This is a genomic window from Marinovum sedimenti, from assembly GCF_054052205.1.
The window spans coordinates 36,387-56,576 of record NZ_CM133223.1 but is presented as its reverse complement, the minus strand read 5'-3'; the positions used below and the strand labels follow the sequence as shown (position 1 = coordinate 56,576).

Here is a 20,190-nt window from a genome sequence, read left to right as displayed (position 1 = left end):
GTGCCTTGTATGAGTTGCCCTGTATGATCGATGTCGATGCCACCGACCGCGCCATTCTGCGCGCCCTGACCCGCGATGCCAGCCTGTCGGCCGGGCAATTGGGGCGCAGGCTCGATCTGTCACAACCCGCCACATGGCGGCGGATCAAACGGTTGCGCGAGGCGGGGGTGATTTCCGGCACGCGGCTGGTGCTGGATCGTGAAAAGCTGGGGTTCGGCGTGACGGTTTTTCTGGGCGTGAAGCTGGCCACCAAGGGCCGCATCAGTCTGGAAGATTTCGAACGCGCGCTGACGGCGATCCCCGAGGTGCAGACCGTCGAGCATGTGCTCGGGCTGTACGATTATCGCCTGCGTGTCACCGCCCGCGATCTTTCAGATTTCGAACGCGTGCTGCGCCGCCGCATCATGACCCTGCCCGGTGCTGGCCAGGTTGAGGCGAACGTGCTGCTGAGTGAAGAGCGCCTGCCCGGCCCCTTGGGGTGACAAAATCCATTATGGATTTTCACCGAATTGTCGACAATTCGGACGCCCCACACTAACCATATCGTAACAGGATAAAGGAGGCCCCCGATGGCTCTGCGCGACGATATCGATCCCAAAGGTCTGGATGAATTTTCCGTGGTTTTCACCGACCGCTCGCTCAATCACATGTCGGCCAGCTTTCAACAGGTGATGCGCGATATCTCGGCCACGCTGAAAGATGTCTATAAGGCGCAGGCCGTGGTCATCGTTCCCGGCGGCGGCACCTTTGGCATGGAGGCCGTGGCCCGGCAATTCGCCCAAGACGCCAAATGCCTCGTGGTGCGCAATGGCTGGTTCTCGTTCCGTTGGAGCCAGATTTTCGAGATGGGCGGCTTCACCGGCGAAGAGACCGTGATGAAGGCCCGCCGCACCGGAAATGATCCGCAAAGCCCCTTTGCCCCCGCCCCGATCGAAGAGGTCACTGCCCGCATCCGCGCCGACAAGCCCGACCTCGTGATCGCCCCGCATGTGGAAACCTCGTCTGGCATTATCCTGCCCGATGACTATCTGCGCGCGCTGACCGAGGCCGCGCATGAGGTCGGCGCGCTGATGGTGCTCGATTGTATTGCTTCGGGCTGTGTCTGGGTTGATATGGCGGCGACCGGCGTTGATGTGCTGATCTCTGCGCCGCAAAAGGGTTGGTCGTCAACACCTTGCGCCGGGTTGGTGATGTTGTCAGACCGCGCCGTGGCCCGGATGGAAGAGACCACGTCCGACAGCTTTGCCGCCGATCTGAAGAAGTGGCACCAGATCATGAGCGCCTATGAAAATGGCGGCCACGCCTATCACGCCACCATGCCCACCGACGGGCTGCGGATGTTCCACGACACGATGATCGAGAGCCGCGAACATGGCTTTGACAAGCTGGCCGAGGCGCAATGGGACTTGGGCCGCAAGACCCGCGCGCTGCTGGCATCGAAGGGCATAACCTCCGTCGCTGCCCCCGGTTTCGAAGCGCCCGGCGTGGTGGTCAGCTATACCGACGACGCGGAAGTGCAATCGGGCCGCGCCTTTGCCAAGGAAGGCACGCAGATTGCCGCCGGGGTGCCGCTGCAATGTGACGAAGGCGCGGGGTTTTCGACCTTCCGGCTCGGTCTCTTTGGCCTCGACAAGCTGTATGATGTCGACGCCACGGTGGCGCGGCTGGACACGGTGCTGACCAAGGCGCTCTAGGCCGGCGACGCCGGTCACGATCCGCTGATACGCCAAGGGGGCGGCAACGCCCCCCGCCCGAGGCAAATCGCAAGAGCAGCTTCCTGCTCTTGCGCCGTTTCGAGGCTACTGCCTCAGACCACATCCTGCACCGCGCCGACCACACGGTCGACCACCGCTTCGAGCATCGCCGGATCTTCGCATTCCGCCATCACCCGGATCAGCGGCTCGGTGCCGGATTTGCGGATCAACAAACGGCCCTTGCCGACCAACTCCGACTCCGCCGAGGCAATCGCCGCCTTGACGCCCGCGGCCTCAAGCGGCAGCTGGCCCACGCCATAGCGCACGTTTTTGAGCATCTGCGGCACCGGCTCGAAATTCTGCGCCAATTCCGAGGCTTTGCGCCCAGAGCGCGCCATCTCGGCCAAAAACTGCAAGCCCGCCATCAGGCCATCGCCGGTGGTGCCGTAATCCGTCATCACGATATGGCCCGACTGCTCGCCGCCAAGGTTCCAACCACCCCGGCGCATCGCCTCGACAACATAGCGGTCGCCGACGCCAGTGCGTTCCAGATGCAGACCACGGCCCTGCAAAAACCGCTCGAGCCCGAGGTTCGACATCACCGTCGCCACCAAGGTGCCGCCGCGCAGCCGATCTTCTTCGGCCCAACGCGCGGCCATCAGCGCCATGATCTGATCGCCGTCGGCGACTTTGCCGGTCTCGTCGATCATCATCACCCGGTCGGCATCGCCATCAAGGCAAATCCCGACATCCGCGCCGTGCGCGACAACAGCTTCGGCAGCGGTGGCGGGTTTGGTCGAGCCGCAGCCATCGTTGATGTTAAAGCCATCGGGCGACACACCCACCGGGATCACCTCGGCCCCCAGTTCCCACAGCACCTCGGGCGCGGCGCGGTACGCGGCCCCGTTGGCGCAGTCGATCACAACCTTCATGCCGTCAAGCGACATGCCGGTGGGAAAGGTGCTCTTCACCCGTTCCTGATAGCGGAAACGGCCATCGTCGATCCGCTTGGCTTTGCCGATATTGCCGGCGCTGGCCGGTTCGACACCGGCCTCTATCAGCTTTTCAATCTCGGCCTCGGCCTCGTCGGACAGTTTGAAGCCATCGGGGCCAAAGAACTTGATGCCGTTGTCCTCGGCCGGATTATGCGAGGCGGAAATCATGATCCCGAGATCGGCGCGCATCGACGGGGTCAACAGCCCCACCGCCGGCGTCGGCACCGGCCCCAAAAGCAGCACGCTCATCCCGGTCGAGGTCAGCCCCGCCGTCAGCGCGGTTTCAAACATATAGCCCGAGCGCCGCGTGTCCTTGCCGATCACAACCCGGTGCACGCCGCCCTGTTCGCGGCGAAAATAGCGCCCCGCTGCAGCCCCGATCCGAAGCGCCATATCCGCCGTCATCGGCGCGGTATTGGCCCGGCCCCGCACGCCATCGGTGCCGAAAAGTTTACGCGTCATTCCAAATTCCTTCATCAACGGCTTGCCACAGACGCAGGGCCTGCTTGGTCTCGGCCACATCGTGGACCCGTAAAATTTGCACCCCCTGCGCCACCCCGGCAAGGGCGAGCGCCACCGAACCGGGCATCCGGTCTTCGGCGTTGGGCGCGTGGCCCACCACGCGGATCATCCCCTTGCGCGACGCCCCGAGCAACAGCCCGACGCCAAGGCCGTGAAACAGGCTAAGCCCATGCAAAAGCGCGAGGTTATGGGCAATCGTTTTGCCAAAGCCGAGGCCCGGATCGATGATGATACGGTGGCGCGGGATGCCGGCCTCTTCGGCCATACAGATCTGGGCGGCGAGAAAATCATACACGTCCAGCAGCACATTATCATACTGCGGATTGTCCTGCATCGTCTGCGGCGTGCCCTGGGCGTGCATCAGACAGACAGGAAGCTGGTGCTGCGCGCAATACGGCGCAAGCGTCCTGTCGAAGGTAAAGCCCGAGACATCATTGACCAACATCGCACCGGCATCAACGCCGGCCTGCGCCACCGATGCCTTGCGGGTGTCGATCGAAATCGGCAGGCTCTGCGCCTTGCTCAGCGCGCGGACCACCGGCTCAATCCGGGCGATCTCGGCCTCTTCGGGCACATCCACGGCACCGGGCCGGGTGCTTTCACCGCCGACATCGATCAGGTCGGCCCCGTCCTCGGCCATCTGACGGCCATGCGCCAAGGCGCGCGCCGGGCCGTTGTGTTGGCCGCCGTCGGAAAAGCTGTCGGGGGTGACGTTGAGGATGCCCATCAGATTGGGCCGCGCCATGCTGAGCCCGGCCACCGGCGGGCGCGGCACAGTCAGCCGCTGCAACACCTGTTGCGGCAGATCGGCGGCGGCGACGAATCCCCGGCTGCCCGCCCGTGTCAAATGCTCGGCGTGGGTGAACCAACGCCAGCCCCCGGCCAGCGAAACCGCCCCGTCGGGCCGCGCCGGGCCGCCCTGAACCAGCGGGCGAAAGTATGCGTCATCACAGTCAGTCATGGCGACTGAATGAGCCAAAGCGGCAAGTCATGCAAGACGGGTATTCGTCACATCCACAGCGCGCGCGCGTGGCCCCGCCGTATCTGGCAGGTCCTCGCCGATCACCAGAAAATCCACCGCATCCAATTGCCGGGCCAGCCAACCGGCCAGCGCCACGGAATCGCGCGGTTGGCTCTTTGGCCCTTCCACCGCGTCGAGCACAATTTTCGAGGGAGCCCAAAGGCTTATCTGGTCGTGCTTCATACCCCAGTCGAGCTCGGTCTTGGTGCCGACCACCACGCAACGCGGATCGCGCGCGGCCAGAACCCAACCGTTTTGCTCAATGGCAAGCAGGTCGACCCGGCGTTGCGCCAGCGGATGGCTCGACTGCGGGCGCGGCCCATCGGGCATACCAACACACAGCACAACCGGCGCCGCCTGCCCCGCCAGCCAATCCAGCCAGTCGGTTAGATGGGGCGAGGCGATGGCCGCGTTGGACAGATAGACCACGCGGGGATGGGGCCGCTCATCCGTAAGTTCCTTGACGTGGGCGGGATCAAGATCGTCGCGGCTGCGCACGATTTCCACCCCAAGCGCGCCGGGGCCGCGATCAAGCTTTTCGATCCGCACGAACACCCGCATCGCTTGGGGTTCCAGCAAGATCCGCTCGGCCACACGATCCGCCAGCGTCTCTAGAAGGTTGAGCCGCTCTGCGCTTAGTTCATATGCGATGGCTTCAGTGACCCGGTCATAGCTCAGGATGCGGTCAACATCGTCATCGACATGGTCGCCCGCATGCGCGACCTCGACCACCACATTGAAACAGACCCGCTGCGTCAGCCCGCGCTCGGACTGGAACGCGCCAATCTCGACGTCGACGGTGTGATCGCGCAGCGAAATGCGGTCACGCGGGGCAACGCCTTCGGTGGCGGCAGCCCGCTCTGAGGGGTGGGCAAATGCGAGGTGGATGTCTCTGCTCATGGTCGGCTCTTGCTCGGCTTCGGGGTGCGTTCGGGCGGTCATCTGCCCTCTGTCTAGCACCTGTCGCGCCGCGCTGGCAGACCCAAAGACGTCACCCAAGCGCAAAACCCCGACGTTGGCGGGGCTATGTGCAAGGCTTGGTAGGGGGCTTAGTTTTGCGCAGTCCGCCGGTCTTCGCGGTAAAACCGGTGCACGCCAATGGTGGCCGTATGGGCAAACACGCGCGACCAATTCGGCTTGACCGCCGTGGTATGATAATAGGTCGCCCCGTCGGTCAACCGGCGCGGCATGCCGCTGAGCATCGCCTTGGCAATCTTGGCCACACGCGCATAAGCCGCTGGGTTTCCTACCTTTTCGGCATGTCCATCGCAGGTATAGGTGAACTGACACGCGTATTTGCGCCCGGTTCCCTGATTGATCACGCCACAAACGCTGTCGGGGAATTTCGAGCTTTCGACCCGGTTCAATATGACTTCCGCCACCGCAACCTGACCTTTAATGCTCTCGCCACGGGCCTCAAAGTACAGCGCCTCGGCGAGGCAGGTGAACTGATCGCCGCCCTTGCCGTTGGGCAGGCTTTTGAGCCAGTCGGCGTTGTACACAACCTTGCTGGATGTATCCGCTTCTGCTGCGCCAAGCGCCCATTTTAGCGTACCCTTGGGCACCGATTTAAGGCCCTGACGTTCCAATTGAATCAGGCTTCCCACCTCATCGAGGCGCAGTTCAGCATCGGCATTATGGCCCGGAATGGCCAGAATCACAGCCGCAACGGCGGCAAACAAAAGTCGCATAAATGTCCCTCACATGCGAAAGCCCGAGAGGTCCCGGGCTGCTCGTAATCTTGGCTTGTATACTGAATTGGTGAAATTTCTTCTAGCGACGTCCTGACGCAGAGCGGGAACCTGCCGCGGCGCAGCATATCCTATTGGATTCGCACGACATACGCGGGGGGCGTTTGGCCCCTTCCCCTAGATCTTGTCCCTGATCGCAAGCTGCGCTGCAGCCAGCCGCGCAACCGGAACGCGAAACGGCGAGCAGGATACATACGTAAAGCCGATGTCCCGACAGATCGCTATCGATTCGGGGTTGCCGCCATGTTCGCCGCAAATTGAAAGAACCACATCCGGCTTCGCCTTGCGACCGCGTTCCGCCCCGATCCGCAGCAACTCGGCCACACCGTCGGGATCGAGCACATGAAACGGATCTTCGGCAAACACGCCCTGGCGGACGTATTCAGACATGAATCGCCCGGCATCATCGCGCGACAGGCCATAGGTCATCTGCGTGAGGTCATTGGTGCCGAAGCTGAGAAAATCCGCATGGGGGGCGATTTCTTCGGCCCGCAGCGCCGCGCGCGGCGTTTCGACCATGACGCCAAGCCGGTAATCAAAGCTGCGCCCGGTCTCATTGCGCACCGCCGCCGCCACCGCATCGACCCGCATCTTGACCAGCTCGACCTCGCGTTTGGCCGAGACCAGCGGGATCATGATTTCGGGCACCACCGGCGCGCCTTCACGGCTTGCCGCCAGCGTGGCCTCAAAAATCGCCCGCGCCTGCATGTCATAGATTTCCGGCAAGGTGATGCCCAGCCGCACCCCCCGCATACCCAGCATCGGGTTGTATTCGCTGAGCGCTTCAACCCGGCGTTCGACATCCGACACCGGCAGATCGAGCGCCTCGGCCAACGCGCGCATGCCCGGCTTATCGGACGGCAGGAATTCATGCAGCGGAGGATCAAACAGCCGGATACATACCGGAAGCCCCTGCATGATGCGGAAAACCTCAATGAAATCGGCACGTTGCATCGGAAGAAGCAGTTCCAGCGCGGCGCGTCGGTCTTCGCTTGAATTGGCAAAGATCATCTCGCGCATCACGATCATGCGCTCGGTTTCGAAAAACATATGCTCGGTCCGGCACAGCCCGATGCCGTCGGCGCGGAAATTGCGCGCCGTGGTGGCATCCATCGGCGTATCGGCGTTGGCGCGAATATCGATGTCGCGCACCGCGTCGGCCCACTCCATCAGCGTCTGGAAACTCTCGTCCAAAGCGGCCTCAAGCATCGGCGGGCTGCCGTCGAGCACTTCGCCCGCCGCGCCGTCGATGGTGATGATATCGCCCTCGTTCAGCACCCGGCCATCGACAGCGGTCAGGCGTTTCTTGCGCAGTTGAAACCCCATGCTAGCCGCGCCGACAACGCAAGGAATCCCCATGCCCCGCCCGATCACCGCCGCATGGCTGGTCACACCCCCACGTTCGGTCAGCACGCCCACGGCGGCCTGCATGCCACGAATATCCTCGGGCGAGGTTTCGCGCCGCACCAGAATACAGGCCTCATCGCGCGCGGCACTGGCCTGCGCGGCGGCGGCGGAAAACACGATCCGCCCGGTGGCGGCACCGGGGCTGGCGGCGATTCCAAAGCCCAGAATATCGCGATCGGCGTCGGGGTCGATCTGACGGTGCAGCAATTCGCTGAGCGCGCGCGGCTCGACCCGCAGCAAAGCCTCTTCGCGCGGAATGATCTTGTCTTCGGCCAGCGCCACGGCAATCCGCACCGCCGCCCGGTTCGACCGCCCCACCCGCACACCATCAAGCACATGCACGCGGCCGCCCTGAATGGTGAACTCGATCTGCATCTCGGCGCGCAGCTTGCGGCGCATGCGCTCGGCAATCTCAACAATCTCGTTAAACGCGGCGGGGGCCACTTCCTCAAGCGAGGGGCCACGATCATCCCGCGCCAGAAACAGCGCCTCGGCCGCACCAGACAGCGCATCCCGCCCCTGGCTCTGGCTCAGATAGCGCCCGGTGATCTGGCGCAAGCCGGTATGGCTGTTGACCAGTTGCAACACGCCCGACCCGGTTTCGCCGTCATGTGCCTCGGGTTGGCCGATGCCAAGCGCCATTTCCTGCACCACAAGGCCAAGCCCCGCATCCGCCGGCGCACCTTTGGCCTGACGCAACAGGCGCGCGGTCGTGCCCTCCCATGCGCGTGCCATCGAACGCAAAACCTGTGCAAGCTGCGCCTCGGGTTCCTGCGGAAACGGCTCTTCGGCCTCTTCCTCATAGGCGCGCAAGGCTTCCGACAGCGCTTGTGGCCCCTCGGTGCTGATCTCATCAAACATATCGGGGTCAAGTCGCGCGACGTGCAGCGCGTAAGCCTCGACAAATCTTGCATAAAGCGCGGCGGCGGCACATTGGCCAAGGGTGTCGCACATCTCGACATAGCGCGCGTCGTTCATGCCGATGTTAAGGATCGCCCCCGGCCCGCCCCAATCGGGATCTTGGCTCGACGGGCGTACACAGAGCAGCGCGCCGGGCGGGAAACTGGCAAGAATATCCGCGATCACCGGCATGTGGCCGCTGGCAATCCCATGCACCGTATCAAACGACAGCGCCACCGTGCGCGGCACCGGCAGGTCCATGCGCACCAGCCGTTGCAGACATTTCGCCCGGCCACCGTGGGTGTGTGCCTTCATCGGTGCCGTCGGCGTGATCGGCGTGATATTCGGATTGTCCTGAAGCAAGCGCGGATCCTTTGCGTTGCAGTGCAGCATAAGCGCCGCACCGCACCACACAAGCGCTAAAAGAGCTCAATTGCGCCGGTCGGGCCGTGGCCCGCTACGACTTTAGCCTTCCACGCGGCTCAGATCGGCGACCGACAGGCACGAGGTGCGGATGCTCGACAAAAGGTTAAGCCGATTGCGCCGCAGCACTTGGTTGTCATCGTTGACCTGCACCGCCTCAAAGAAGCCATCCACCGCGCCGCGCAGCCCCGCCAGCGCCGACATCGCCGCCTCGAAATCCTGTGCCTCAAGCGCGGCTTTGATCTTGGGTTCAGCGGCGTCGAGCGCAGTAAACAGCGCCTTTTCCGCGTCGACCTCGGCAAACTTGATGTCGCCGCCAAAGGAATACTCGACCCCGTCCTTGGCTTCGGCCTGAGACAGAATGTTGTTGGCGCGTTTGAAACCTTGCAGCAGGTTGGTGCCATCTTCGGTTTGCAAGAACGCCTCGAGCGCGGTGGCACGTTTGACCAGAAGCGCCAGATCATCGTTGCCGGGCATGGCGATGCAAGCGTCGATCACGTCGTGGCGGATGCCTTGGTCTTTCAGGAAGACTTTGAGCCGGTCGTGGAAGAACGACAGCAGATCGTGATTACTCTCCGGTTTCGCACCTGCATACCCTGTAGGGCCAACGCTTTGTAAGTCAGAGGGGTCTTCATAACCCAACCTCTTGGTTTCTCGAACGTCATGTGTCCAAACATGCAGGTTCATCATCTCAGAGATCGGTGCCATGAGGTCAATACCGATCTCATTCGTCAGCACCAGCCGAATAACGCCCAAACCGGCACGCCGCAGCGCATAGGGATCTTTCGACCCTGTCGGCTTTTCATCAATCGCCCAGAACCCGGTCAGCGTGTCGAGTTTGTCGGCCAGCGCCACGGCAACCGACACCGGATCGGATGGCACATCGTCTGACGGCCCGAGCGGCGAATAGTGGTCGCGGCAGGCGTCGGCCACAGGCTGCGACAGCCCGGCTTTCGACGCGTAATAGCGCCCCATGATCCCCTGCAATTCGGGGAATTCATAGACCATTTCTGACGACAGATCGGCCTTGGCGACCTTGGCCGCAAGTTCCGCCTCATCCGCTTCTGCACCGACAATCGGCGCAATGGTGCGCGCCAAAGCGGCGATGCGGGCGATGCGTTCGGCTTGGCTCCCGAGTTTGTTGTGGAAAGTGACATTGGCCAAGGGCGCGGCCATGCCTTCAAGGCCGGCATCGCCGATGGCGCGCAGGTCGTTTTCCCAAAAGAACTTGGCGTCCGACAGCCGCGCCGACAGCACCTTTTGGTTGCCCGCAAGGATCGTCGCGCCGGTGTCGGCGGTTTCACGGTTGGCGACGGTCACGAATTTCTCGATCCGTCCGGTCTTGGGATTGCGCACCGAAAAGAACTTCTGATGCTCTTTCATCGAGGTTTGTAGCACCTCCGGCGGCAGGCCAAGGAAATCCTCGCCAATCTCGCCCATCAGCACCACCGGCCATTCGACCAACCCGGCGACCTCGGCCAAAAGACCGGTGTCCTCGACCACCTCAAGCCCTTGGGAAAACGCCATATTGGTGGCGTCGTGCCAGATGTGATCGGCGCGCTCTTGCGCGTCCAGCACCACATGCGCGCGCTTGAGCTTGGCGGTGTAATCCTCGAACGACGAGACCGAAAAGGCATCCGGTGCCATGAAGCGGTGGCCGCGCGTCACCGCGCCGGCCTTGATCCCGTCAATCTCAAACGGCACGACCTCGGCCCCGACCTCATCATTCAGCAGGCAAATCACCGAATGCAGCGGGCGGACCCAGCGTAAGGTGCCTGTGCCCCAGCGCATCGACTTGGGCCAAGGGAAGTTGCGGATCACATCTTCGAGCACCTCGGCCACAATCTCGGCGGCGGGCCGGCCCGGTTTGGTGAGGCTGGCGAAATAAACTGCGCCCTTCGGCGTCTCGCGCTCTTCCAACGCGTCGCGCGTCACACCTGCCCCGCGCAGAAAGCCCTCGATGGCTTTGTCGGGCGCGCCCACTTTCGGCCCCTTGCGCTCTTCTTTCACGGTCGGGCTTTCGGCCAACAGCCCCTCGACCGTCAGCGCCAAGCGGCGCGGCGTGGAAAAGGCGGCGGCAGAGGCATAGGTCAGCCCCGCCTCAACCAGACCATCGGTCATGCGTTTCCGAAGGTCGTCGCAGGCGCGCGATTGCATCCGCGCGGGAATTTCTTCGGAAAAGAGTTCGATCAGCAGGTCGGGCATGGGATCACCGGGGGGTTTAGGACAACGCCCCGGTGCTTAAAGCCCCTGCCAAGGCACGGCAAGCGGTTAGCGCAAGTTTCAGCTCGTGACCTTGGATTTGGCCTGTTGTGCCAGTGTGGTGACATCCTTGGAATAGCCGACGCCTTCGACAACGCGGTAGCGCGCTTCGACAAAATTCTCGACGCCAAAGCCAAGGATTCCGACGCCGATGAAGCCAAGCAGGAAACGCCCGCCGGTGAGGCCACGGATGTATTCCAGCGCGCCGCCAATGCCCTTTGCCGAGGACGGATCAGAATAGAGCGCGGCAAAGAACAGGAACACGCCAACGATGCCCAACACGATGCCGTAGCTGATGAACCCCCAGCGCAGCAGCGGTTGCAGCTTGCGGGTTTTGGCGTTGTTCTCGATGTTGCGTTTGTACTTCTTCTGCCAGCCTTTGAGCACGTAATGCACCCCGGCCCCAAAGATACAGACCGCCGCGATCCCAACCAGCCATTTGCCACCGGGCATTTGCAGCACTTTGGCCGTCCAGTTCGATGCGCCGCTGCCGCCCGAGCCGCCGCCGATCCCCAGCGCCAAGGCCGCGATCCCCGCGCCAAGCGCCATGTGGATCAACCCGGTCGCCACCAGTGCGGTGCGTTTGAACATGCCCTCTTCGTCGTCGCCGCGATGCTCAAGGTCATAGTAGGCCGCGATCAACCGCCAGACGCCGTAACAGACAAAGCCAAACGCCACGAGCCAGAGCAGGAACAACCCGAACGGCGCGCCGCGCAGAGTTTCGATGGCGCCTTTGGTGCCTTCAGTCTCGCCACCGCGAAAGGCGGCGGCAAAGGTCAGCCCACCAAGGATGAGATAAACGACACCGCGCGCGGAATATCCCGCGCGCATCATCGGAACGACCCAATCGGGGGCATTGGCATTTCGCGGCATAAGCTGTCCTCCTGTTAGAGGCACAGCGCGCGACAGGCCGATAAGGTTCCCTAGTTTGCCGAAGTTTCCGGCGAAACCTCTGGCCGGGGCGGGCATGCCTCGCCCACAACCGTGCCGTCATAGGCTTTGTCGCCGCATTCATTCAGCTCGTGCCAGACATAGCCGCGCCCGTCATCACTGATCGCGACAACCCGGTCGACACCGAAGGCCACGTTCTTTTCGCTCAGAAAGGTCAGCGCCGTGCCTGCGGCCAGTTCGGCCCCGATCGCCTCGGCGTCAAAACAGCTGAACCAGCCCGGTGCGACGCGCGGTTCGGCCCCATCGTACATCACATAGGTCTCGGTCAGCATGGCAAGGCTGTGCGAGGTGGTGAAACAGGCGCGATAACGGATCGGAGAGCTGTCGGCGTCAATCGCGTCGAAGTCCTCGTAAAGGATCGCCTCGGGCTGCTCTGTCACCAGATTGACCAGCCGCACATCATCGGTGCCAGTCGCGGCCACCGGGGAATAGAAGGCATAGATCTGCATGTAATAGATCAACGCGCCTGCCAGCAAAGCCACCATCACGATCCCCGCCGCGAGTATCCGTCCGCTCACTCTGCCGCCTCCGCGACATAGCCACCCGCCTCGGTCAGCACAAAGGCATCGGCGCAGGATTTCGCCAGTGTCCGCACCCGGCCGATATAGGCCTGCCGCTCGGTCACCGAAATCACGCCGCGCGCGTCGAGCAGGTTAAAGATGTGGCTCGCCTTGATGCATTGGTCATAGGCCGGATGCGCCATCACGATGCGCTTGCCGGTCTTGGGGTCTTGGTGCTCACGGCTCAGGATGCTGGCGCATTCCGCCTCGGCCTCTTCAAAGTGGCGCAGCAGCACATCGGTGTCGGCCACATCGAAATTCCAGCGAGAGTATTCCTGTTCGGTCTGGCGGAACACATCGCCATATTTCATCGCAATCGGCGCGTCGGGATTGTTGAACGGCATGTCCATTACGTGATCGACGCCAAGCACATACATCGCCAAACGCTCAAGCCCATAAGTCAGCTCGCCCGAGACCGGGTGGCAATCATGCCCGCCGACCTGTTGGAAATAGGTGAACTGGCTGACTTCCATCCCGTCGCACCAAACCTCCCAGCCAAGCCCCCAGGCCCCCAAAGTCGGGCTTTCCCAGTCATCCTCGACAAAGCGGATGTCATGCAGCGCCATGTCGATGCCGATGGCTTGCAGCGAGCCCAGATACAGCTCTTGCAGGTTGGGCGGAGAGGGTTTGATCAGCACTTGATATTGATAATAGTGCTGCAACCGGTTGGGGTTTTCGCCGTATCGCCCATCGGTGGGGCGGCGCGAGGGCTGCACATAGGCGGCGGCCCAGGATTTGTTGCCAAGGGCGCGCAGGGTCGTGGCGGGGTGAAAGGTACCTGCCCCCACTTCCATGTCATAGGGTTGCATGATCGCGCAGCCCTTGTCGGCCCAATAGGCTTGAAGCCGCAGGATGATGTCCTGAAAGGAACGCGGTTTGGCGGAGGTATCGGATGTCATGTCATGGCCCTTGCACGCTTTGCGCCTGCTTAGGCGGATGCGGCGCGAGGGTCAATTGCAGCCCCCCAATTGCCGGGATTTTCCCAAACAGCGCGCCGATACAGCGCTGATACAGCGCTGAAACGGGGCCAACACACCGTCAATCCCGGGCCGATCCTCATAAGTTAACCCGGATCGCGTGACAAATCCCCTGTGCCGCCTACTTTGAGCGTGCACGCACAGTTTCAGCAGGTAAACTGCGCGGCGTATGAGTGACTGCAGGCAGGACGACCTATAAACATGACACGTTTGATAATTTCATCATTGCTCGCGCTGGTTTTTGGCCTGCGCGCCGCCATTGCCCAGGACGATATCGCCTGGATCCAGATCGAAGCACTGCCAAGCCTTCTTGAGGCCGAGGAACGGGTGCGCGATTATTCCCAGATCCTGCCCGATGTGAACGGGTTCTCGATGGGCTCCGGCTGGTATGCCGTGGCGCTTGGCCCCTATGACAACGCACAAGCCGCGACCCAACTGCGCCAATTGCGCGGCAACGGCCAGATCCCGCGCGACAGTTTCATCGCCCGTTCGCGGACCTACGAGAGCCAGTTTTGGCCGGTCGGCTCCAATGCGCTGTCTGGCGAGGCCCCCGTCGCCACGCCCGCGCCTGCCGTCGAAGCCGAGGTAGAGGCCGCGATTGAGGACGCCATCGAAGACGTGCAAGAGGCGCAAGAGGCGCCGGTTGCCGAAGTCGAGGCCGTAGAGCCCGAACCTGTCGAAGAGGTTGTGGTGCAAGAGACTTTGGCCGAAGCGCGCCGCAGCGAAGCGCAGATGACCGGTCAGGAAAAGCGCGACCTGCAAATCGCCCTGCAATGGGCCGGGTTTTACAATGCCGCCATTGATGGCGCTTATGGCGCTGGCACCCGCCGCGCCATGTCGGCGTGGCAAGAGGCCAATGGGTTTGACGCCAACGGCGTGATGACCACTCGCCAACGGGCCCTGGCGATCCAGAATTACAATGCGGTTCTCGAAGGTCTGGGCCTTGAGAGGGTGAGCGATTCTGTGGCCGGCATCGAGATGAAACTGCCGCTGGGTGTGGTGGAATTTGCCGCCCACGAAGCGCCGTTCGCCCGCTATGCGCCCAAGGGCGATCTTGGCGCGCAGGTGTTGCTGATCTCGCAAGAGGGTGACCAACGGCGGCTGTTTGGCCTGTATGACATCCTGCAAACCCTGGAAGTTGTGCCGCTCGATGGCCCGCGCGAACGTCGCAACAACGGCTTCTCCATCACCGGCAGCAACGACGAGATCGTCTCGCACACCGAGGTCAGTCTGCGTGACGGCGAGATCAAAGGCTTTATGCTGGTCTGGCCCGCAGGCAACGAAGACCGCCGAACCCGCGTGCTTCAGGAAATGTCCGCCAGCTTTACCCGTATTCGCGGCGTGATGCCGTCGGATACCGGCGTGGGCGACAGTCAGTCGGTCGATCTTTTGTCCGGTCTGGAAATCCGCAAGCCGCGCGTGTCGCGCACCGGTTTCTTTGTGTCCGACAAGGGCGCAGTGGCCACCACGCTTGAAGCGGTATCGAGCTGCACGCGGATCACCCTCGACGGTCACACCGACGCGAAAATCGCGATGAGCGATGAGACACTGGGCCTTGCGATCCTGACGCCCTTGTCCAATCTTGCGCCGATGGAAGTGGCGGAACTTGCCGCCAATGCCCCGCGCCTGCAATCCGAGGTCGCCGTGGCCGGGTTCTCTTACGAAGGCGTTCTGGGGGCCCCCTCGATGACCTTTGGCAAGCTGGTCGATCTGCGCGGGCTTGATGGCGAAGATGCGCTGGACCGCTTTGATCTGCGCACCCTGCCCGGCGACGCCGGTGGCCCCGTGATGGACGGCTCGGGCGCGGTGATCGGCATGTTGTTGCCCCGCAGCCAAAGCGGCCGGCAATTGCCCGAAGAGGTCAGCTTTTCGGCAGATGCAGCCGCACTTCAGGCCGCTCTACGTCAGGCTGGCATCTCGGCCCGCGTCGCGCGCGGCGGCGGTGCTTCGCTGGCGGCAGAAGACCTGACAACCAAGGGCCGTGGCATGGCGGTTCTGGTCAGCTGCTGGGACTGATCTGACAGCACAGACGTGAAAAGGGGCGGCGCAATCTATTGACTGCGCCGCCCCTTTTTTATTCCATCTCGTCGCAGCCTTAGTGCCGCTATTGCAGCGCCTGACAGTCCAGCGCCTGTGCAAAGCTTTCGCGCCCGATATGCGGCCCAAGCGTGTCCATCGTGATCGCCGCGCCGTCATAGCGCAGCGCCAAAACCTCGCGCCACGCGGCATCGGCCACGATCATCTCGGGCCCCTGCCCGCAGTCGCGTATGCCCCCGGCGATGTTACTCTCACCAATCCGGTGGTTGGTCACGCCCGGCAGCGCAGCCGCCTCTTCCAGATCGGCCAACCCATCCGCGCGCGGCAGATAGCGCCAGATCCGCAGGGTCTTGGCCAGATGCGGCCGGTCGACATAGGCCAGCTCAGTTACACCGTCGCCATCCAGATCCGCCGCCCCGACAGGTGCAAGCCAGCGAAACCGCGTGCCGATGAACGGCGTCGCTGCCAACCGCAAGAACGCCTCGTTGCGAAAGCCCCAGACGGCGAGGCGCGCGCCTTTGGTGGCGTGGCTTTCGACCACCACAATCTCGGCAGGCCCCTGCCCGTCAAGGTCCACAACCCGCGGTGCCACATCCTCAAACACCAGCTCCGACGGCAGGCGCAGAACAATATCGCCTCCGCCCGCTGTGCACTCCGGCTTGGCGCGCGTGGCAACCCGCAAGGTGCCCCATTCGAGGTCGTCGCCCAACACGCCATGCGGATAGCGATCGGTCGGCATCTCGTAAGACGCGCTCTCCACCTCGGCCACACAGCGCACGGCGTCGGTCTGGGCCGCGGCAGCCCCGCCCAGCCACAGGCTCGACATCAGCAACGCGCCGCGCGTCAAACCGGGCCAAGGGCGCAACGGCAGACGCGGCGCCTTCATCAGATTTGCTTTTCGGGCATCTGAACCACAAGCCCGTCGAGTTCGTCCGAGACCTTCAACTGACAGGTCAAACGCGAGCGCGCGGCGTCGGGCTCATAGGCAAAGTCGAGCATGTCTTCTTCCATGTCGTCCTTGGCGGGCAGCTTCTCAACCCAAGCCGGATCGACATAGACGTGGCAGGTCGAGCAGGCGCAAGCGCCACCGCAATCGGCCTCGATGCCGGGAATGTTGTTGTCGCGCGCGCCTTCCATCACGGTCAGCCCATTGGCGACCTCAACTTCATGCTTCGTGCCGTTGTGCTCGACATAGGTGATCTTCGCCATCCGAACGTCCCTCTTTGGAATCCTGATCTAGTGTTCGATACGCCTCTTATTTCTTTTCACCGACATTTGCGACCCTTGCTGTTGCAACTTGCGGTGAGCTGCCGATGTTCTATATTCGTTTTCATGCAAGTCTTTCGTAACCCCCCCGGCGCCCTCATGTCTTCGGCCCACGGCAACTGGCCGCGCCCGCCCTCGGCGCTGCAGGCCGTGCGGCTGGACGAACCGCCCCAGGGCGCGCGCATCACCGTGGCGGGGCTGGTGATTCTGCGCCAGCGGCCCGGCACCGCCAAAGGGGTGATCTTTCTCACGCTTGAGGATGAAACCGGGGTGGTCAATGTCATCGTCTGGCGCAAACTTTACGAACAATACCGCCGCGCCGTGATTGCGGGCCGGATGCTGCGCGTCACCGGACGGCTTCAGCGCGAGGGCGGCGTGACCCATGTGATTGCCGAAGTGGTCGAGGATATCTCGGCCATGCTCGACAGTCTTCTTGATGTCACAGATCCGCCGGAAAATTCCCGCCCGCGTTCCGGCCCCCTGTTCGGCTCCGGTGAAACCGGCTAATCTGCTGCGAAATCAAGGCTCCGTCAGAGGGCAAGAGGCAAAGCAGATGATCCACACAGCCGCACCCCGACGGGCCTGCGCGGCGCCGCTTGGCGCTGTGCTTTGCCTTGCCTTAACCGCCTGCGTGCCGCCCCCGAATGACACCCCCACCCGTTTCGCCTTTACCGCGCTTGAGGCCGCCCGCGTGCCCGCCCCCGCCGGGGCCACACCGGGAAGCTGCTGGGTGCGCGATGTCACCCCGGCCGTGATCGAAACCCGCACCGCGCAGGTGCGTGAACAACCCGCTATCCTCAATCCCGACGGCTCGCTGCTGGCGCCGGCGATCTATGCCACCGAAACCCGTCAGGACATCGTGGTGCCGCGCAAGGAATACGTGTTTGAAACCCTCTGCGCCAAGGACATCGGCCCCGAGATTTTCTCGTCTTTGCAACGCGCGCTTGCCGCCCGCGACCTTTATGACGGTCCGATCTCGGGCGAGATCAACCTTGCCACCGAAGCCGCCCTGCGCCGATTCCAACGCGCCCAAGGTCTTGAAACTGCGCTTTTGACCATCGAAACCGCGCGTCAGCTTGGGCTTGTGGCCGTCGCCCGCGACTGAGGCCGGCCCTTTCAATCAGATCCAACACCACAACGAAAAAGGGGCACCCAAACCGGTGCCCCTTCGTCAAGTTATATCACATCAGAACTTAGCCATCGAGGCCCAACGCCACAAAGCGCGGATCACCAGCGCGGCGGACCAAAAGCAGCAACGACTTGCGCCCTGCGTCTTTGGCCTCTTCGATCATCGCTTCAAGATCAGCGATTTCCGCCACCTTCTGCTGACCGGCCTCAGTGATCACATCCCCGGCGCGCAGACCTTTTTCATAGGCTTGCGACACCTCGTCCACATCCGTCACAACAAGGCCCTCCGCACTCGCAGGAAGCTCCAACTGCTCGCGCAGCTCGTCGCTCAGCGGCGAAATGGTCAGGCCAAGGATCGACGCGGTTGCAGGCTCATCAGTGTCATCCATCGGCTGCGATGCGGGCACTGCGGTGTTTTCGGCAGTCTCACGACGGCCCAAAGTCACCTTGAGCGTCTGGGTTTTGCCATCGCGGTTGACCACGACCTGCACGGCCTTGCCCACGGTGGTGTTGCCCACAGCGCGCACAAGTTCGCGGGTGTCGGTCACTTCGCGGCCATCGAATTTGGTGATCACGTCACCGGCTTCCATGCCCGCATCCTTGGCCGGACCGTCCGGCACATCGGTGACAAGCGCGCCAGAAGTGCTTGCCAGTTCCATCGCCTCGGCGACATCTTCGGTCACGTCCTGAATGCGCACACCGAGCCAGCCGCGGCGGGTTTCGCCGAATTCCTTAAGCTGGTCGACGACCTTGGTCACCACGTTCGACGCCATCGAAAAGCCGATGCCAATCGAGCCGCCATTGGGCGACAGGATCGCGGTGTTCACGCCGATCACCTGACCATCCATGTTGAACAGCGGCCCGCCCGAGTTGCCCCGGTTGATCGCCGCATCGGTCTGGATGTAATCGTCATAGGTGCCCGAAAGCGCCCGGTTGCGCGCCGATACGATGCCTGCGCTGACCGAGAACCCTTGGCCCAGCGGGTTGCCCATCGCCATGACCCATTCGCCGACGCGCGCAAGGTCGCTGTCACCAAAGCTGACAAACGGCAGCGGCCCATCGGCCTCGACCTTGAGCAGCGCGATGTCTGTCTTGGGGTCGGTGCCGATCACTTTGGCCGGCAATTCGCCGCCATTGAAGAACTCGATCAAGATCTCGTCTGCGCCCTCGATGACGTGGTTGTTGGTGACAACAAACCCGTCCTCAGAGATCACAAAGCCCGAGCCAAGCGCCGACGACCGGCGCGGTCTATCACCGCCGCCATCGCCATTGCGATCCTGAAACTCGCGGAAAAAATCTTCAAACGGCGACCCTTCGGGCACGATGCCCTGCGGCCCGGTGCGGCCTGCAACGGTGGTAGATGTGGTGATGTTCACCACGGCGGGGCTTATGCCCTCGGCCAGATCAGCAAAACTCTCGGGTGCGCCGCGCGCGGCAGCGGACAGCGCCTGCGCCAGCACGAACATCACCGAGATGCCCAGCATCCACATCATGCGCAACCGCGTCGGGTGCACTTGGTGCTCTGCAAGGGCCACTGCGTTCGATTGGGGTTTCAATTGACGAACTCCTCCTGTTTGACCGCAAATCGCGATCGGACTGCCTTTAACAACTGTCTCTAATTTAGGTACTCAAAAGTCACAGACAAAGGAACTCTCGCTCTATCAACGCCATGTGAACAGATCGTGAAGAATGTAACACGGATACAAAGCAGGACCAGTGCGGTTTTGCAGGCTTGCTCTCGTCGTCAGATCAGCGGCGGTGCCAATGCGCGATATCCGGTTTGCCCTTGCGCGACGTTTTATCGGCCTTGAGGGTCTCGGCCTTAAGGCCGGCGACCTCCAAAAAGGCGCGGCGGATGGTGTCAATCTCGGGCGCGTCGCGGTGCAGCGCCATCAACTTGGTCAGCTCACCACGGGCATCAAGTGTATAGAAATGCACGAACTTGTTGCCCTCGATCGTGCCGGGGCGATCGAATCCGTGATACGATGTGGCGAGGAATTCGCCAAAGGGCTGGCCGGGCGAAATGGGAATGGTCTTCGCGCCAAAGAACGAGGGGATGACCACCCTATCCGGCCGGATTGACAGCATCGGCCTGCGCCAGGTGTTGAGAAAGGCATAGCCAAGGGCACAGGCGCCGGCGAAACCGGCCAACACAAGGGCGTTGGTCTTGAGGTCGAAATCCTTGCCCATAAAGAGGGCCATCACCAGCCCGGTGCAGGCCGCTGCGATGATCAGAACGCCCATGCCCGCAACCAAAGCACCGTCGGGCCGTTTGAAATCCACCTGCCGCATCGCC

The 20,190-nt window shown here is 62.6% G+C and carries 18 protein-coding genes; 5 read left to right on the top strand and 13 right to left on the bottom strand.

Going from position 1 to position 20,190, the window contains the following annotated elements:
* The first annotated feature begins 23 nt into the window (after positions 1-23).
* Positions 24-482 carry an Lrp/AsnC family transcriptional regulator gene (locus ACW9UO_RS00260; protein WP_457087048.1) on the top strand — a complete coding sequence of 153 codons (459 nt, stop codon included), beginning with the start codon at positions 24-26 and terminating at the stop codon, positions 480-482.
* Between the two features lie 87 nt (positions 483-569).
* Complete coding sequence (locus tag ACW9UO_RS00255; protein WP_457087047.1) at positions 570-1,694, top strand: aminotransferase class V-fold PLP-dependent enzyme; 1,125 nt, start codon at positions 570-572, stop codon at positions 1,692-1,694.
* A gap of 113 nt (positions 1,695-1,807) precedes the next feature.
* Here ACW9UO_RS00255 and glmM read toward each other — a convergent pair whose 3' ends face one another.
* The 9 genes from glmM to ACW9UO_RS00210 all read right to left on the bottom strand — a co-directional run bounded on the left by glmM (position 1,808) and on the right by ACW9UO_RS00210 (position 13,385).
* Entirely contained in the window at positions 1,808-3,151 is a 1,344-nt protein-coding gene (glmM, locus tag ACW9UO_RS00250; RefSeq protein WP_457087046.1) for a phosphoglucosamine mutase, read from the bottom strand.
* Positions 3,141-4,172, bottom strand: a complete 1,032-nt coding sequence (gene folP, locus ACW9UO_RS00245) for a dihydropteroate synthase (RefSeq protein WP_457087045.1) — start codon at positions 4,170-4,172, stop codon at positions 3,141-3,143. Before folP ends, glmM begins: the two co-directional genes overlap by 11 nt.
* 27 nt (positions 4,173-4,199) lie before the next feature.
* A complete protein-coding gene (locus tag ACW9UO_RS00240; protein ID WP_457088686.1) occupies positions 4,200-5,132 on the bottom strand; it encodes a dihydroneopterin aldolase in 933 nt (310 codons plus the stop codon).
* Positions 5,133-5,281: 149 nt separating this feature from the next.
* Entirely contained in the window at positions 5,282-5,923 is a 642-nt protein-coding gene (locus ACW9UO_RS00235) for a cell wall hydrolase (protein WP_457087044.1), read from the bottom strand.
* A 177-nt stretch (positions 5,924-6,100) separates the two neighbouring features.
* Complete coding sequence (locus ACW9UO_RS00230; protein WP_457087043.1) at positions 6,101-8,683, bottom strand: putative PEP-binding protein; 2,583 nt, start codon at positions 8,681-8,683, stop codon at positions 6,101-6,103.
* Between the two features lie 72 nt (positions 8,684-8,755).
* Positions 8,756-10,918 (bottom strand): glycine--tRNA ligase subunit beta, encoded by a 2,163-nt coding sequence (glyS, locus tag ACW9UO_RS00225; protein WP_457087042.1) that lies wholly within the window; start codon positions 10,916-10,918, stop codon positions 8,756-8,758.
* A 78-nt stretch (positions 10,919-10,996) separates the two neighbouring features.
* A complete protein-coding gene (locus ACW9UO_RS00220; RefSeq protein ID WP_457087041.1) occupies positions 10,997-11,848 on the bottom strand; it encodes a DUF1206 domain-containing protein in 852 nt (283 codons plus the stop codon).
* Between the two features lie 50 nt (positions 11,849-11,898).
* Positions 11,899-12,444: a DUF6446 family protein gene (locus ACW9UO_RS00215; protein ID WP_457087040.1), complete on the bottom strand. Its 546-nt coding sequence runs from the start codon at positions 12,442-12,444 to the stop codon at positions 11,899-11,901.
* On the bottom strand, positions 12,441-13,385 hold the full coding sequence (locus ACW9UO_RS00210) for a glycine--tRNA ligase subunit alpha (RefSeq protein ID WP_457087039.1): 945 nt from the start codon (positions 13,383-13,385) through the stop codon (positions 12,441-12,443). The genes ACW9UO_RS00215 and ACW9UO_RS00210 overlap by 4 nt, the downstream gene beginning before the upstream one ends.
* 279 nt (positions 13,386-13,664) lie before the next feature.
* On the opposite strand from ACW9UO_RS00210, the gene ACW9UO_RS00205 reads away from it, so the two are divergent.
* Entirely contained in the window at positions 13,665-15,479 is a 1,815-nt protein-coding gene (locus ACW9UO_RS00205; RefSeq protein ID WP_457087038.1) for a trypsin-like peptidase domain-containing protein, read from the top strand.
* Positions 15,480-15,567: 88 nt separating this feature from the next.
* On the opposite strand, the gene ACW9UO_RS00200 is transcribed toward ACW9UO_RS00205, so the two are convergent.
* Together ACW9UO_RS00200 and ACW9UO_RS00195 are read right to left on the bottom strand one after the other, a co-directional pair.
* Positions 15,568-16,386 (bottom strand): FG-GAP repeat domain-containing protein, encoded by an 819-nt coding sequence (locus ACW9UO_RS00200; RefSeq protein WP_457087037.1) that lies wholly within the window; start codon positions 16,384-16,386, stop codon positions 15,568-15,570.
* Positions 16,386-16,709 (bottom strand): 2Fe-2S iron-sulfur cluster-binding protein, encoded by a 324-nt coding sequence (locus ACW9UO_RS00195; RefSeq protein WP_457087036.1) that lies wholly within the window; start codon positions 16,707-16,709, stop codon positions 16,386-16,388. The genes ACW9UO_RS00200 and ACW9UO_RS00195 overlap by 1 nt, the downstream gene beginning before the upstream one ends.
* 156 nt (positions 16,710-16,865) lie before the next feature.
* Between ACW9UO_RS00195 and ACW9UO_RS00190 the strand changes: the two genes are divergently transcribed.
* A complete protein-coding gene (locus ACW9UO_RS00190) occupies positions 16,866-17,273 on the top strand; it encodes an OB-fold nucleic acid binding domain-containing protein (RefSeq protein WP_457087035.1) in 408 nt (135 codons plus the stop codon).
* 46 nt (positions 17,274-17,319) lie between these two features.
* Positions 17,320-17,871, top strand: a complete 552-nt coding sequence (locus ACW9UO_RS00185; RefSeq protein ID WP_457087034.1) for a peptidoglycan-binding domain-containing protein — start codon at positions 17,320-17,322, stop codon at positions 17,869-17,871.
* Between the two features lie 88 nt (positions 17,872-17,959).
* Here ACW9UO_RS00185 and ACW9UO_RS00180 read toward each other — a convergent pair whose 3' ends face one another.
* Positions 17,960-19,387, bottom strand: a complete 1,428-nt coding sequence (locus ACW9UO_RS00180; RefSeq protein WP_457087033.1) for a DegQ family serine endoprotease — start codon at positions 19,385-19,387, stop codon at positions 17,960-17,962.
* A gap of 256 nt (positions 19,388-19,643) precedes the next feature.
* Positions 19,644-20,186, bottom strand: a complete 543-nt coding sequence (locus ACW9UO_RS00175; protein ID WP_457087032.1) for a hypothetical protein — start codon at positions 20,184-20,186, stop codon at positions 19,644-19,646.
* Between the last annotated feature and the right edge of the window lie 4 nt (positions 20,187-20,190).